At 49.7% G+C, this 14867-nt stretch carries 12 protein-coding genes; 5 read left to right on the top strand and 7 right to left on the bottom strand.

Annotated features, from left to right (window positions below; all coding sequences use genetic code 11):
- The 3 genes from B9Y77_RS06450 to B9Y77_RS06440 are packed head-to-tail and all read right to left on the bottom strand — an operon-like array spanning position 1 to position 2792.
- On the bottom strand, positions 1-924 hold the full coding sequence (locus tag B9Y77_RS06450; protein WP_085490896.1) for an MlaD family protein: 924 nt from the start codon (positions 922-924) through the stop codon (positions 1-3).
- Positions 925-936: 12 nt separating this feature from the next.
- Positions 937-1719: an ABC transporter ATP-binding protein gene (locus B9Y77_RS06445; RefSeq protein ID WP_085490895.1), complete on the bottom strand. Its 783-nt coding sequence runs from the start codon at positions 1717-1719 to the stop codon at positions 937-939.
- A gap of 8 nt (positions 1720-1727) precedes the next feature.
- Positions 1728-2792 carry an ABC transporter permease gene (locus B9Y77_RS06440; protein ID WP_085490894.1) on the bottom strand — a complete coding sequence of 355 codons (1065 nt, stop codon included), beginning with the start codon at positions 2790-2792 and terminating at the stop codon, positions 1728-1730.
- Between the two features lie 180 nt (positions 2793-2972).
- Here B9Y77_RS06440 and B9Y77_RS06435 point away from each other — a divergent pair, with 180 nt between their 5' ends.
- From B9Y77_RS06435 to B9Y77_RS06420, 4 genes are all read left to right on the top strand, one after another.
- Positions 2973-4406, top strand: coding sequence for a class I SAM-dependent RNA methyltransferase (locus B9Y77_RS06435; protein WP_085490893.1), 1434 nt, complete (start codon positions 2973-2975; stop codon positions 4404-4406).
- A 49-nt stretch (positions 4407-4455) separates the two neighbouring features.
- Positions 4456-4899, top strand: coding sequence for a hypothetical protein (locus B9Y77_RS06430; RefSeq protein ID WP_085490892.1), 444 nt, complete (start codon positions 4456-4458; stop codon positions 4897-4899).
- Between the two features lie 12 nt (positions 4900-4911).
- A complete protein-coding gene (locus B9Y77_RS06425) occupies positions 4912-5838 on the top strand; it encodes a hypothetical protein (protein ID WP_085490891.1) in 927 nt (308 codons plus the stop codon).
- A gap of 115 nt (positions 5839-5953) precedes the next feature.
- Positions 5954-6397, top strand: a complete 444-nt coding sequence (locus B9Y77_RS06420) for a hypothetical protein (RefSeq protein ID WP_139829269.1) — start codon at positions 5954-5956, stop codon at positions 6395-6397.
- A gap of 60 nt (positions 6398-6457) precedes the next feature.
- Here B9Y77_RS06420 and B9Y77_RS06415 read toward each other — a convergent pair whose 3' ends face one another.
- A complete protein-coding gene (locus tag B9Y77_RS06415; protein ID WP_085490890.1) occupies positions 6458-9934 on the bottom strand; it encodes a hypothetical protein in 3477 nt (1158 codons plus the stop codon).
- A 282-nt stretch (positions 9935-10216) separates the two neighbouring features.
- Positions 10217-12190, bottom strand: a complete 1974-nt coding sequence (locus B9Y77_RS06410; RefSeq protein ID WP_085490889.1) for a cellulase family glycosylhydrolase — start codon at positions 12188-12190, stop codon at positions 10217-10219.
- Positions 12191-12397: 207 nt separating this feature from the next.
- Between B9Y77_RS06410 and B9Y77_RS06405 the strand changes: the two genes are divergently transcribed.
- Positions 12398-13780 (top strand): nitroreductase family protein, encoded by a 1383-nt coding sequence (locus tag B9Y77_RS06405; RefSeq protein ID WP_085490888.1) that lies wholly within the window; start codon positions 12398-12400, stop codon positions 13778-13780.
- 6 nt (positions 13781-13786) lie between these two features.
- Here the strand turns inward: B9Y77_RS06405 and B9Y77_RS06400 are convergent, their stop codons facing one another.
- Both B9Y77_RS06400 and B9Y77_RS06395 read right to left on the bottom strand, forming a co-directional pair.
- Complete coding sequence (locus B9Y77_RS06400; RefSeq protein ID WP_085490887.1) at positions 13787-14455, bottom strand: LrgB family protein; 669 nt, start codon at positions 14453-14455, stop codon at positions 13787-13789.
- 12 nt (positions 14456-14467) lie between these two features.
- Complete coding sequence (locus B9Y77_RS06395; protein ID WP_085490886.1) at positions 14468-14824, bottom strand: CidA/LrgA family protein; 357 nt, start codon at positions 14822-14824, stop codon at positions 14468-14470.
- Between the last annotated feature and the right edge of the window lie 43 nt (positions 14825-14867).

Genomic DNA, 14867 nt, shown 5'->3' with positions numbered 1-14867 from the left:
TTAGCGACCGCTCTTGCCTTCGGAACGGATAAGTACAGACGGGTTGTTCTTGATTTTCTGTGAAAATTCTTCGAGGTTTTCAAGAATCGTGTTGAGTTCATCCATGGCGTTTCCGACCTGGTCTTCGTTCTTGTAAACGATGGCATCCACACGCTGGGCAAGCTTGTTCATCGATTCGGCGGTCTGCATCAAGTTCTCGTTCAAGCCCTTGGTGTCGATCGCTTCGAGCTTTTCCTTAAGTACCGTAAGATTCTGTTCGGTCTTTGCGGCGAGCTTTGCTTCTTCGATTTCAGCAAGAATTTTCTGCAGCGAAGCAGCGGACTTGCTCATGTTGCTGAGCGGTTTTCCGAGGTTTGATGTCACGTAGCTCAAGTTTGCGGTTGTCTTTTCGAGATTCTGGAGTGTGCGTGAAATGCTTTCGGCATTTTCAGGATTCAGTACACGGACCAGCCCGTCAACAATCGGATTGACTTTGCCAAAGAGGTCGCCCATCTGGCCTGTAATCTGGTCGAACATCGAGGCCGCTGCCGGGACGAGACCTCCTTCAGGAACGTTCGGTTCATTGAAACTTCCGCCGGAGAGGATAACCTGCTTTTCGCCGGTGAGGTTCATGCCTGCGGTAAGTCCTGCACGAGTGCCAATCTTGATTGGTGTTCCTTGCGTCACCTTGAACGCAACGACGACCTGGTTTAGGTCCTGTTCGTTGATTGTGATGCTTGTGACACTACCGACGGCGATACCGTTCAACTTCACCTTGGCATCGACAAAAAGTCCGTTCACGTCCGTGTCGAAAATGGTGTAGTAGTTGTCGTATTGCTCGCTCAGGTAACGCTTGAGCACGTAACCCAGGAACACGCAAATAAGTACTCCGCAAAAGAGCATAAATGCGCCAAGTTTTATTCTTTCGGATCGGGTGGTTTCCATTATTTCTCCAACTCAATCAATAAAATCAAAGTGGTAAAAGTCTTCGGCATTGTATTCTTTGGGGCACTGCCTATTGAAGAAATGCCTGAGGATGGGATCGTCGGATTCCATGCCTTCTTTCAAAGTCGCATCTTTCAGGACGTAGCCGTCCTTGAGGTACACAAATCGGTCGCAGACAATCTTGATGCTCTCGAGTTCGTGGCTCACAATCACCATCGAAACGCCGAGCGTGTCGCGCAGTTCGAGGAGCAGTTCGTCGAGCGAACGGGCGGTCACCGGATCAAGGCCTGTGGACGGTTCATCACAGAACAGAAGTTCCGGCTTGAGCGCAATCGCGCGGGCAAGGGCTGCACGCTTTTTCATACCGCCAGAAATCTCGCCGGGGAACTTGTGGAATGCGTGGAGCAGGTGCACCTTCTCGAGGCGGTCTGCGACAATCGCTTCCATCTGGCTCTTGGGCATGTAGGGCATGCTACGTTTGAGCGGGAGCATCGCGTTTTCGGCGACGGTCAAGTCCGCAAGCAGAGCGCCACTCTGGAAGAGCACACCGGTGCGCATACGCGTTTCGCTGTCGAGACCTTCTTGCGGGCCGAACGACTTTCCGAAGTACGTAATCGTACCCGCATCGGACTTGATGAACTTGAGCACGTTGTTTAAAAGCGTCGACTTACCGCAACCGGAACTGCCGAGCACCATGCGGATTTCGCCCTTCTTGACACCGAACGAAATATCCTTGAGGATAGTCTCGTTGCCGTAGCTCGCTTTCAGATGGTCAACTTTTAGAATTTCGTCCATATTGACCTCTAGTAGAAAATGAAGGCGAAAAGGGTATCCGAAATCACGATCGTGCAAATAGCTGCAACGACGCTGGACGTGGTTGCCTTACCGACCGCTTCTGCACCGCCGTGGGCATTGAGTCCCTTGTTGCAGGCGATAAGCGTTACAATCCAGCCAAATACAAGCGCCTTGATAGTGCTCTTGAGGAACGTCATCGGGTCGATGCCGTCGCGAAGCCCCATCATGTAGTTCGAGAAAGAAATATCGCAGAAGAAATACGCAATGAGGAACCCGGCAAAACTACCGACGATGGATGCGCTAAACGAGAGGATCGGCGTCGTGATGCTCAAGGCAATGAAACGCGGGACCACGAGGTACTGCACTGGCGGGATGGCCATGGACTTCAATGCCTTGACTTCTTCGCAGACGCTCATGTTTGCAATTTCTGCCGCCATGGCGCTACCGGAACGCCCTGCCAAAATAATCGTCGTGAGGAGCGGGCCAATTTCTGCAAAAATGAGGAACCCAAGCCCCGAAGCGAGGTAAGAGCCGCCACCGACCGCATTCAGCATCACCGAACTCTGGAGAGCCATCGTAAGGCAGATAAGTCCCACGAACAAGAAGCAAATGCCCATGGCTTCACTGCCCGACTTGAACATCTGCTTGGTGATACCGCCAAAGTGGATTTTACCCTTGTCGAACGGTCCGACGATGGTCCAGTAAATTGCCGTAAAGAGCAAAACGAGGACTTCGAAGACTTCCTTGAGCAGCGAAAAACCGGCACCACCCATCATTTCGAGGATGTTGTTGGTCTCGCGCTGCGGCTTCTCGGGCGGAACCATCTTGCGGAGGTTCTGCAAATGCTGCTTGATTTCGGGCGAAAAATGCTCAAGAACGAGCTTGTTGCCCGTCTTTTCGGAAAGTTCCGCTAAAAGTGCAAAAAAGGCATCGGCGCTATAGTCCATCGAGGCAAGGCTTGATCCGTCTAGATGAAGCTCCCCTTTGGTGAGGGCGCTCCTGCAACTCGAAAGCAGCTTTTTGCTGTTCGCAGCAGTGAGAGCGCTAGGCAAAACTATCGATGTCGTTTCCATTGGGCGACAATTTAGAAAAAATATGCAATTTGAATATGGTAATAATGACAGACTATTAGATATACGTGATGAAATGCAAAAATACGGTAAAGTCATCAGTATGTCTTTGCTTTGTCATGCCCGACGTGAACGGGCATCTCCCTCTCGTGAGAGCCTCGTAAAAATTCTATTTTTGCAATTATGGTAGAATTCCGCAGAAACAATCGCTCGAAACAAGACCGCTTTAACCGCGGCAATTCTCGTCCGAATCGCAATAATGACCGCCGCGACTCTAGTCGTGAACCGCGTGGTGAATGTTTGACGCTCCGCATCGAAAAAATGGTGCAGGGGGGCGAGGGCATGGCGCGCTTGGAAGACGGTCGCGTGTGCTTTGTGGCAGGAGCGCTCCCGGGCGAACTCTGCAAGGTGCGCCTCACGTTCCAGAAAAAGGATTTTACCAAGGGCCGCGTTGTCGAAGTTCTGGAAGCTAGCCCCGATCGCGTGAAGCCGCTTTGCCCGCTGTATGGCAAGTGCGGTGGTTGCAGCTTGCAACATCTCGCCTCTGAAAGGCAAGCGGATTATCTTGAAAAAGTCGAACGCGAAAATTTCAAGCGCCTCGCTCATGCGGAACTGCCCAAAGATTTTGTCATTCACACAGGGAATGCCTGGGGTTATCGAAACCGTGCCCGAGTCGTGTTCCGTGGCAATTCCGGTTATGGTGCTGCAGATCGCGATGGTGCAGCAAAACGCGCTGTCTTTGGTTTCCGTGGTGAAGAAAGCAATAACATCGTCCCGTTTGAAAAATGCCCTGTGCTCACGGATGGCTTGAATGAATTCTTGCGTGGGCCTGCCGCGACGCTTCTCGCGGGCGATTCTAATCGTAATTCGAGCGGTCGCGACGACTTTCACAGGTATTCTCGCGATATCGATGTAAACATCTTCGATAACGGTGCGGGCGAAATCTCGTTCTATTACCCAGGAATGCACAAGTCCGAATTCGATGCTCATGCCGTGAGCCTTGTTGAGATTGCAGGCCGCAAAATCGAAGCGGATGCGTCCGTATTTTTCCAGAGCAATTTGGGACTTTTGCCGGAACTCGTTGAATCGGTCCGCAAGGCTGTGGATGAAGGCTTGGCGAGTGGCAAGTCCTCTGACGCTTGGCTGATTGACTTGTTTAGCGGGGTTGGTTTCTTTGCCTGTATTTTGCAGGACAAGTTTAAGAAGATTACGACTGTCGAACGCGAAGAAGGTTGCCTTAAACATGCGAAAGTTAATTTGTCTGTCCCTGCGGCGTTCCCCGAAGATTCCGCGGCATCTCAAGATTGCGTGGCTTCTCGCACCCCTGAAATTGAAAACGTCTCGGCTCCTGCAGAAGATTGGCTCGTCGAAAACGTCGTCGATGTCCCCGCAACCCTCATCGTAGACCCGCCGAGAACGGGGCTCCCCAAAGAAGCTTTGACCGCCATCGTGAAAAGCTCTGTCAACCGCCTGATTTACGTTTCTTGCGACCCGGTGACGCTTGCACGCGACTTTGCCAAGTTCTCCGAGGCCGGATTTACCCTTTCTCACGCCGAAGGCTTTGCTTTTTACCCTCAAACGCCCCATCTTGAGATGATGTTTGTACTTGACAGATAGTTTTTTGCTATTTTGGAAAGTGCTGTTGGGCAAAAAAGAGAGGGATACAATGAAAAAAAAACAGAAAGTCGTTATGCTTGCAACTTTAGCCTTGGGTGGGCTTTTTGCAGGTTGCTCAAAATCCGAACCCATTATTGCCTGTGGTCGTGAATGGAATCCGGCTGTGGGGTATGTTGCCGATACGGGTAGCGTATTCAGAATGGCTGATGAACTCATCATCCAGTTGCGCTATGGAACGGGTTTCGACTTTAATACATTGAAGTTTGCCTTTTACGAAGGAACGCTCACTAAAAAGGGTGAAAAACTTTGGGAACACGATTTCCATGTTTCCAATAAAATGGAAGCTTTTACGCTTGAAGCTCGCTCGCGTCGCGGTGGCTATGCAACTGCCCGTGAAATGACGAAGCTCAAGGCGCCGGGAACTGTCGTTGTCGAAGTCTCTTCTGAAAGGGGCTTGATCGCCGAAAAACAGTTGTCTATTGTCAATCAATAATTGGTTATCTTGATGAATAAAATAAAATTCTTGAGTGGAATGTTTGTCGCTGCAATGCTTACCGCTTGTGGCGAATCTGAAGTATCTGTTGACTATAAATTAAGCGCTCCTGTCACGCTCGAAATGTACACCGAAAGCTATTATGCGACGTTGGACTTGAAGGGCGAAGAAAAGATGGGGACGATTACAGCGACGTATGCCGATTTGAACTACTCTTCAAAAGGCGATACGACGTTTGTCAAGCGCAATTACGTGATTGACAAGTCTCGCGGATACCTCAAGAATTTTATGCCGACGGAACTCGCTTGGCGCATCAAGGAAGTGAACCTTGCCGCAGTAGACCGCAATGTGACGAGCCTTACCGGCATTGACGATGGCTATGATACGCTGCTGGCTCATGTCCCGATGCCGAGCCGCTGGCGCGATCAACTTTTGAATCCTGAATTCAAACCGCACCTCAAGCGCTTGGAAAAGCACCGCTGGGAAATGGACCACTTGCTCAAGGGTGTTGTGCCGGTCAAGGGCAATGTGACTGAACTCCTCAAGCAGCAGGGACGCTTGAACTTTGCGCTTATCAAGGTGGATTCTGTGGTGACGAAGGGCTTTACGAATCGCGACCACCGCAAGTGCTTGGACTACGTCGTCTATCTGCATGAAACTGAAAGTTTCCCGTATTTCATCTGGGAACAGCACGTGGGCAGCAAAATCGTGCCGGACAAGTTTAAGGCTTATACCTCTGGACTCAAAGGCGAATACCGCACCGAGTTCGAAGTCATGATTGAACCGGAAACAGGTCTCCCGTGTCAGGAACGTGAAGTCAAAGTCGGAACGCACACGATGATCCACCCCGAAACAAAGGATACTGTCACGTTCATGAGCCACATCTCGTACGAAAGACTTTACAACACCAAGCGTGATATCCCCGACGCCGCTGAATAAATTGCAATGTCATGCCTGCCACCGAGCAGGCATCTCCATTCAATGTCATGGCTACATTCTAATAACCATTGACTAATAACTAAGTTCTGCTTATTATTTTTTGTACCTTTATTTTATGCGTTTGACAATCCCTCTCTTCCTTCTCCCTGTTGCGATGAATTTCATCGGTTGCGCGACTCATGTCTCGTCTCAGCAGACCATGGCTGAAGACCGCAATCTCGTTTACGAAGATACGTATAAGGCATACCGTGAAGCCGAAGAAAAGTATTTGAACTTGTTGTTCAATATCGAGCGCATGCCCGAAGAAGAAGAACTCTGGGTGATGAAGCGCGAACGCATGCTTGAACTCATGCAGCTCAAGGAACTCATGTTGAACGCTCGCGTGGAACTCGATGGCGCCATCCAGGAATGGGAACGCCACTTGATTGATGTCCAGGCAGAAGTGAAATCCCGCGAAATCAAGAAATACAATCCGAATTTTAAGGGTCGCGAAGCCGAACGCACCAGCCCCGGTCAGCTCCTCCCTGGCGAAAAAAATACCAAGAGTTTCAACTACTAAAAACGGCGGCTCTAAGCCGCCTTTTTATGTGTTATGCCTGCCGCTGAGCAGGCTTCTCCTTTATTGCCAGGAATTAACAAACCCCATCCCAATAGAAAACTTGATTCTCGTGGGACAGATGTTCTTGTGCAACAGCGGCAAGTCAATCGGTTTCAGCTTCGTTCCTCCGCGCAAATCCTTGTCCTCACCGATGCGGCTTAAACCACGTGCCAGCGTGAGCGAAATGTCGAACGGAATGTTATCCCAAATTTTGTTACTCATGCGGAAGCTTAAGCCAACAGAACGATCCCAAAACTCATGCTTTGTAAGCTTGCTTGTCCAGAACTTGCCATCCCAAGCGGCACCAATCTGAGCAAACAGGTCTACATACAAACTGCGAGTCGAGAAAATCCAAAGGTTGTTTCGCCAGTCGTCGTAAATCGGGTAGAGGTAATGGAGTTCCGCCATTGCCGTCTTTATACCTGCAAGCGTATAGTCTTCATTGCTGCGCAAGTACGGGTAACCATCGAGGAACACTGGAGTCAGGTAGTATGAATCGAGTGTATCGACTACGTCGTCGGTGTTCCAGAAGAACGTCGTGAGCTTACCGCCAGCGGCAAGTCTTGCATGGAGGAACGGCGTTTGCACACTTCCGTAAAGGTTCAAGCCGAACTGGTGCAACGTGAAGTTTCTGTAATGGCTTTCGATTCTGCCGTTTTCGGTGACGTAAAGTGAACCGGGGCGGCTAAGGTCGCTGTTGGCGTACTGGTAATAGGCAAAGAGGCCGTTCCCCTGTCCAGAAATTCCTGAACCGCTTTCGCCTTCGTGATCGCCGTAAAGTCCGAGACCGATTGTTGCGCTAAAGCGTTTCTGGTAGGTCCATTCGATTCTCTCGTCGTAGAAGTTGACATTTGCCCAGTCGTAACTGATGGCCGCTTGCAATGTATCGATGCTCTTGAAAATGCTATAGCCTGCGGTACCTGTAATGGCTTGTGTGGCGTAAGCGTAATGAGTTGTTCCGATACTATCGCCGCCGTGGGCTCCAACGTCTTCGTAACGGACGGTGTCCTTGTTGGTGTAGTTCGCGTAGCTGTACGAAACTCCAAGATCGAGTGGTGTGCTATGGTTATCCCACGCAATAAAGAATTCCTTTTCTTGCTTGGGATTGAGACCGTCGCCGTTGATGTAGTTGATGCCCTTGCCGAGTTCAAGTAACAGCCCTAGCTGCACTGTGTTTTTCTTGAGCGGGTCGCTGATGACAACGGCAACTCCGAGTTTTGCTTTCATTTCTCCTTCGCCAAAAACCGTCAAGCTCGGGGCGTTTTCAGAAATGCTAAAAATCGGGACGAACAGCGGTGTGTTCGGAATAGGCTTGTAGTTGCGTTCGGCTCCTGCAAATTCACGGTCAATGAGTTCGAGTCCTTTATGTGGCTTTTGCGGGAGTGTCCCGTGCAAGATGATTTCACGCAGTGTCGTGTCTTTGACGGCAACTTTGATGGTGTCGCGTTGTTCCACCTGAATCACGTCTTTGTGCAAAACGACTTGCGTGCATTTCGTGGAATCTGTGGCTTGGGTCGTGTCGGCACATGCGACTTGGATGGTATCGGCTTTTTGCAAAACGCTATCACGGACGGTCACGACAACGCTATCGCGGAATATGGGTTCTGCTTCTTTTGCGTAAGGCAATTTGTAAAGCGAGAAACCGTCCTTGTCATACTGCGTAAAGAAAATCGTATCGTTTGCGAGTGTCGGCGTGAATGCGCCACCGATCACGTTTGTGAGCGCACGTTCCTTGCCGGTTTTCAAGTCCTTTTCGATCAAGTTGAAAATGTTGTTGCGGTTGCTGGCGAAGATAATCTTGTCGTTGTCAATCCAGTTGACATCACGTTCGTCATAACCAGTGGTACTTACAACCTTGAAGTTTGCTCCGTTTGTGTCGATTACGGCAATCCCGCGTTGCACATCGTCAAAAAAGCTAAATGCGATGCGTTTCCCGTCTGGGCTGAACTTCGGACTGTATATATTATAGTAGAGGAGCGAAGAATCTGGAATGAAAACGTCAATGGGCTCTTCGGAGGATGCTTTTTTCAAATCGCTCGAGAAAGGAATTTTGCTCAATCTGAAACGAGTGCTAAATGCGTCGCGTCTTGCAAAGACGATGGAAGTCCCTTGCTTGTTGAATGACGGGTAAACGGCATCAACAAGGTACGTGAGGGCGACTTCGTTCTTGTTCGTATCGCTCACGGCTACGTCAAAGTGGGCGTGACCATCCTTGTCGCGATTCTGGTAGCTGATGTAAGTGAGGATTGGACCGTGCGTGCTGTCGTCGAAAATGTCGATGCCCTTGTCGAACCAGGGCTTTTTAGCCTTGAAGCCGGACTTTGCAAAATCGGCGATGTTGATAAGGGTACTGTCTGCGCCTTCAACCTCGATATCGCCAACTTCAACTTTTGTAGAATCGGTGCTTTTAGATTCTGCGACTTTCGCGGAATCCGCCGTAGTACTGTCGCTCGTCTTTAATGTATCTTCCAGCGGAATCTTGAACACGCTGCCGTCAAACCACGGACCGCCAAAATTCGAAATGCCATAAAGGTTTTTGCCGCTTACGACAGGGAAGTCCTGCCAGAACGCGTCCTTCGTAATCTTGATGCCTTCGACGAGCGTGCCGAGAGAATCTTTTTGCGCTTGGTAATACTCAGTAATTTCTTTTTTCCAATCGTCGTATAGTTGCTGCTCGCTGATGCCAAGTACACTTTTAATCGCTCCGTTGAGCGTGGCGCGGTAGGGCTTCCCGAGTTCGTGCCAAATTTTTGGAATGGCATCGTCGCCGTAATGTTTGGCGATGTAAAGCACGAGCGAAAAGCCTTGCGTGTAGGGCCCGAGTTCGGCGAGTAGCGAATTGTCCGAAAAGTCGTGCATGTACGGGAGCGTCATGAGGCTGTCGTTCAAGGCGGCTGTGCGGAGAAGCATGTCGCGGTGCGTGTCCCAGGCATCAAATCCCATGCGTGAAGATTCGTATTGAGCGGTTCCTTCTGCAAGCCAAAGCGGCTGCAACGTAAACGGAATCATCGTGAGAAAATCGCTTCTCGTGCGTTCGTTATAATAGTCCGTATAGCTGAACTGGAAACCGTAAAGATTCGGGACAATCTTAGCTCCGCTTTCAATGCTCACAAGATGGCTAAATTCATGCGTTACGACGTCTGAAATCCAGCCGTGACTGCTACGGATTTTAAAATCCCAGTTGGTGAGCCAGAGGTTCAGTGCATTTTCGCTCGGGATGGCGCTGCCGTTGCTATAAAGGGCATTGTTCAAAACAGCATTGATGCGTGGGAGCGGCTTGCTGTAGCGGCTTGTGACGGAATCGTAAACGGCTTCGGCGTAAGCGGAAACTTTAGCGGCGTGAGTTGAATATTCAACAGGGTAGATGAACTGGAAATGTTCCGTGCCTGCGGTTTTCCACTTGATATCGCTCTGGTTGCCGTAAAAGCCGGCGGCGCATGCTGTTCCCGCTAACAATGCGGAACAGATTGCAAAAATGCTCTTTATCTTAATCTTCATGGTTGTAATTTAGAATTTTGTATGTGCTTAGAAAAAAAATATACAGAAAAACCGCATGATTGCTCATGCGGTTGCTTGGAGGAGATGAGGATTTATTATTACGATAATAAAGATACGTAATAAGCCTATCACAAAAATGTTGGAATGCTGGATTCTGTGATAAGTCTGTATCAATTGTACTTGTTGCGCTATTCTTCCTATTGTCTACTTCCTACTGCCTACTACGAAAAAAAGCTACGCATTTCTGCGTAGCCTTCTTTGAGGGGGTTTTAAGGAAAGAAACTATTTTCCGACGCCGAGAGCCTTGTCGAGGCCTTCGATCAACTTGCCGTTTTCAATCACGGAGAAGTTGCCGGTGTAGCCCCAGTGCGTCCAAGGAATCTGGAGCGTGTCGCAGATTTCGCGCATAGCCGTGAGGTAGTTGATGCGGGATTCTGCGGTAGAGCGGAGGTTCAATGCGCCGAATTCGTTGATGATCACCGGCACGTTGTTGGTGGCTGCCCACTTCTTGGCTTTGAGAATCTGTTCCAAGATGGCTTCCTTGCTTCCGGTCTTGTAGTAGTTCTTGATAGCGGTCTTCACGTAAGCCTTTGTGCTCTTGTTGACACCGAAGTCGCCAGAAACCGTAGACCACTTTGCCGGATCGTAGGGGAACGGAATGTCGTGAATGGTGGCGTAGTCTGTCCAGGAACCGCCCTGATGCGTGAAGGCGAACGGTTCGTAGGTGTGGATCACGTAGATGATGTTGTCATCGGTGAACGGAGTGCGCTTGGCGAGGAGCGTGATGGAGTACCACTGTGCATCACCGAAGAGGATGGTGTGCTTGGTATCAACCGAGCGGATGGCGTCAATCATGGCCTGGGCTGCGGTTGTCCATGTTGCTGCAGTGACCTTTCCATCGCTCATGTCCGGTTCATTCAGGAGTTCGAAGAACAAGTCTTCGCGTGGGCTTTCGGCGTAGTGGGCTGCAACGTGCTTCCACACTTCTGCCATCATCTTGATGTAGTTGGCGTCCTTGGCGCTGGTGGCGTTGTAGCTGTTGTCATATTCGTGATAGTCGATGACGAGAGACATGTTATACTTGGCTGTCCATTCTACAAAGGAGTCGAGAACCAGGAACAAGGTGTCGTCATCGAACTTGAGCTCGGTATCGGTGCCGGCGATAAATGCATCGCGGTTTGTGGCATAGAGGTCAAGGTCAATCGGCAAACGGAGGCTCTTGAAACCATTTTCTGCGAGAATCTGGACATCCTTTTCGCCCAATTCAAAGGACTTGAACTTGCCATCGGCATTTTCGAGCCAGTTGGTAAAGTTGACGCCCTTGTTGAGGTACTTCATGGCCTTTTCCTGCAACGGGTTTGTCACCGTAATTTCGGCTTCGGTAAATTCGACCGTCGGAATCACCGGATCCATGATTTCCATATCCGGCTGGTCCTTTTCAACTTCAGAGGAGTCCTGCAAATAGATGTTGTCGATGAAGAGTGAGTCGGTCATGACTTTGCTCTTGCTTCCCTTTGCTTGGAAGCTGATTGCATTAATGTGCTTGGCGTCGAACGGGACTTCCTTGCCCCAGCCGCCCTGTACGAGGTCCTTGAAGCGGACAACTGCCTGCTTCCAAGTGCGAGATGCCGGGAACTTGGCGAGATGCACGTCATAGTCTTCGACGTCAGTAATTTCGACATGCACTTCGTGGGCGCCGCCCTTGTACCAGTAGGTAAGGCCGCCAAAACGTCCGTTGGCTTCGTCCGGTGCGACTTGAACGCCCCAGCCCACGTACGGATCGTATTCGTATTCGCCTCTGTCAAGTGTGTAGTTGACTTGCAAAGCGTAGTTGGAACCGTTGTTGACGCGACCTGGGATGATGTTTTCTTCTTCGTTCAGCGGAGTTGTGATGATGGATGCGCCTCCGTTGTCGTTATCGTTGTAGGTGTACCAGTAATCGTTGATTTTGCTCAAGTTGTCACCGTCTTCGAAGTCGTCGACCAAAATGCCGAGACCTGCCGGCTGGGTAATCGGACCTTCTGCAGGGAGGGTGGACGGGTCTACAACTACTGCGGAGCTAGACGTCGGATCAATGACTGCATCGCTAGAGGTCGGAGTCATGTTGCTACTGGAACCCGGAGTCGGATTGAAAATTCCTCCGTTCGGGTCGGTTACCTGCGGTAGTGTGGGATTTTCGTCGCTACAGGCGGTCAGAGCGATCACGGTTGCGATTCCGATAATGCTCATTTTGGGATAGAAATTCTTGAGTTGCATAAAACCCTCTTAAAGTAATTTTTCTTTTTTACCAAAGATATATTTGGGGCTTTGATTTATGCTATGTAAAATGATATATCGGAATAAAAAGTGTAATAAGTGTTTTGGTCGAAAACTCCACTTTCTATACGAAAAACGTTAAAAAATATTTCATTTAACTGACATGGTGCTTTTGACAAACGTTAATCTTTTTATCTTTGGTTTTGGATGCGCTATTTTTCGGAAATTTACCACGAATCGACCCAGTATATTCCCCATGGAAGTGGGGATCCCGTCATCATGCACTGGGAAAAGCAAGCGTATGCCGATAAGCGCTACGAGGGGTGCAATCGTTACCCTCTGACGGCCGCTTTCATGCCTCTTTTGGCGCCGGTTTCGGCGGATTACCTGAATCCGGTTTGCGTCTATGCCGTGGTGCATGGGGGCGAGGTTCCCGATGGCGTTTATTACGTGGACCGCGAAGAATCGAAGCTCGTCAAGCTCGGTGGTGCTGATGCTCGCAAGGCGATTCTTGCATCGTTTCCGGAACAGGAATTTATAACCGAAGCGCAGACGATTTTCATTTACACAGGGCTCTTGGAACGTGCTGTTTGGCGATTCCGCGAGGCGGCATATCGACAAGTGCAAATGGACGTGGGCTCTGCTTGTGCAAACACGATTCTTTTGGCAAAGTCGCGTGGGCAAAAAGTCTTTGCGCTTGGCGGGTTTGTCGATGATTCTATTGCGGTTGCGCTTAAGCTTGGGGCGACCGAAATGCCGATGGCGGCGATTGCTGTTTTCCCTGAAAAGAGCATGGTTGCGTTCAATTCCGTCGATGATGGCGTTGGTGAACTCGCGTATTCGAACCATGCGGAAATGAGTGCGTATGTGGGCGAGGCGGAGAGCAATTTTGAAATTTCGCGTTACCCATCACGATTCATGCTGCAGAACCATCTCGAAAATATTGATGACTTGAACCTTTGTATGAAGGTGCGCCGTTTGAATGTGCAGGCGCTCCCGGGCGATGAATTTCCGCTGACGCCGTCGAAGTTTACGAATGAGTATTATTTGCGTGAACTGTGGTATTTGCGCACTGATAAAAAAGTCGCTGCGCCTTTTGTTCACGGAACGCTAGACTTGGATGATTTCTCGTCGTTGTTGCGCTGGCTGGAACTCGCGCAGTTGAACGCTTTTGGCGCCGGGCTTATAAAAATTTGGGTGGTGGTTTTTGATGTGATGTTCGTGTATGCAGGCGTGTACCGCTACATCCCTGTTCGAAAGTCCATCTACATGCAAAGCGGTTCTGCCAATCCGAAAAAGTTTAACAAGTGCTTTGCCGTTCCTGAACAAGTTCAAAATTCCATGTTCGCTGTGGTGCTGACTTCGAACTTGAATGAATCTTGCCAGGTGCTTGGAAACCGCGGCTATCGCTATATGAATCTAAACGCAGGTGTGCTCGCCGAATCGCTTTACGTCTCCGCGCGCTTGCTCAACAAGACCGCCCGCGAAGAACATTTCTTCTACCACGACGAACTCAAAAAGCTTCTTGATATTCCCGAAACCGAAAGCATCATCTCGACCGTGCTCATCGGGAAAAGCCCCGCGAGATAGCGGGTTTTATCCGAACACATTCAACAATACAGGTGTCACGAACACAGTCATCACGCCTGCGACGCCAATGGACAAGCTGCTCATGGCGCCCTGAACTTCACCAATTTCCATCGCCTTTGTCGTTCCAAGTGCGTGGCTTGCGGTTCCAATGGCAACGCCTTGTGCAACCGGATTCCCGATGCGGAAAAATCTGCAAACGAGTGGTGCTGTCACGGCGCCTGTAATTCCCGTAATGACTATTGCCACAATCGTGATTGACGGAATACCGCCAATCTGCTCTGAAACTACGGAACCCATAGGAATAGTGATGGACTTCGGAATGAGCGAAAGCATCAGAGTCTTGCTGATGTTGAAAATCTTGGCGCAAGCGATCACGCAAGCGATGCTTGTGATGCAACCCACGAGAATCCCTGTTAAAATTGGGAGCCAGTTGTTTTTGAGTGCCTGGATGTGTCTGTACAAAGGAACGGCGAGCAAAACAGTTACAGGTCCGAGAAAGAACGAAATGTAATCGCCACCTACTTTGTATGTTTCGTATTTGATTCCCGTGACGGTCAAAAATCCGATGATGAGAATGGTGGCGATGAGGATTGGATTGAGGAGCGGATTACGCCACTTGTTGCGGATGGTGACGCCAAGCTCAAAAGCGATGATAGTAAGAATAATTCCAAACATAGCGCGTTAAAATCAATTTTTGTTTTTGTTCTTTTTGCTTAAAAGTTGAACGGTCCAGCCGGTCGTTACCATGGTCACGACCGTAATCACGATGCAGAGGAACAGTAACAGTGGCCACTGGCTTTTAACGTCATCGCCGACGAGCATAAGTCCAATTGCTGGCGGCAAGAAGAAGAACGAAAGGCGTTTCAAGAAGAAATCGCTCACTTCGCGAATCTGGTCGAGTTTCACGATTTTTAGGCAAAGTAACAAGAGCAGGATGAGCATTCCGAGAATGTTGCCGGGGACGGGAATGCCCGTGTAATCATGAATGAGGTCGCCTGCGTAGCAAATCCCCAAAATCAGGGCTAGTTGTAAAAATACTCGCATGCGCCCAAAGATAGAAAATAAGGGCTCACGCCAAAGGTGTTTT

This window comes from Fibrobacter sp. UWB13 (genome assembly GCF_900177805.1).
Lineage (GTDB): Bacteria > Fibrobacterota > Fibrobacteria > Fibrobacterales > Fibrobacteraceae > Fibrobacter.
Note: the sequence above shows the minus strand (reverse complement) of the source record. Positions and strands in the feature narration are given on the sequence as shown.

Excerpts from the sequence above, each read along its gene's own strand:
- B9Y77_RS06450 (WP_085490896.1), bottom strand. The coding sequence starts at position 924 with ATGGAAACCACCCGATCCGAAAGAATAAAACTTGGCGCATTTATGCTC.
- B9Y77_RS06445 (WP_085490895.1), bottom strand. The coding sequence starts at position 1,719 with ATGGACGAAATTCTAAAAGTTGACCATCTGAAAGCGAGCTACGGCAAC.
- B9Y77_RS06440 (WP_085490894.1), bottom strand. The coding sequence starts at position 2,792 with ATGGAAACGACATCGATAGTTTTGCCTAGCGCTCTCACTGCTGCGAAC.
- B9Y77_RS06435 (WP_085490893.1), top strand. The coding sequence starts at position 2,973 with ATGGTAGAATTCCGCAGAAACAATCGCTCGAAACAAGACCGCTTTAAC.
- B9Y77_RS06430 (WP_085490892.1), top strand. The coding sequence starts at position 4,456 with ATGAAAAAAAAACAGAAAGTCGTTATGCTTGCAACTTTAGCCTTGGGT.
- B9Y77_RS06425 (WP_085490891.1), top strand. The coding sequence starts at position 4,912 with ATGAATAAAATAAAATTCTTGAGTGGAATGTTTGTCGCTGCAATGCTT.
- B9Y77_RS06420 (WP_139829269.1), top strand. The coding sequence starts at position 5,954 with ATGCGTTTGACAATCCCTCTCTTCCTTCTCCCTGTTGCGATGAATTTC.
- B9Y77_RS06415 (WP_085490890.1), bottom strand. The coding sequence starts at position 9,934 with ATGAAGATTAAGATAAAGAGCATTTTTGCAATCTGTTCCGCATTGTTA.
- B9Y77_RS06410 (WP_085490889.1), bottom strand. The coding sequence starts at position 12,190 with ATGCAACTCAAGAATTTCTATCCCAAAATGAGCATTATCGGAATCGCA.
- B9Y77_RS06405 (WP_085490888.1), top strand. The coding sequence starts at position 12,398 with ATGCGCTATTTTTCGGAAATTTACCACGAATCGACCCAGTATATTCCC.
- B9Y77_RS06400 (WP_085490887.1), bottom strand. The coding sequence starts at position 14,455 with ATGTTTGGAATTATTCTTACTATCATCGCTTTTGAGCTTGGCGTCACC.
- B9Y77_RS06395 (WP_085490886.1), bottom strand. The coding sequence starts at position 14,824 with ATGCGAGTATTTTTACAACTAGCCCTGATTTTGGGGATTTGCTACGCA.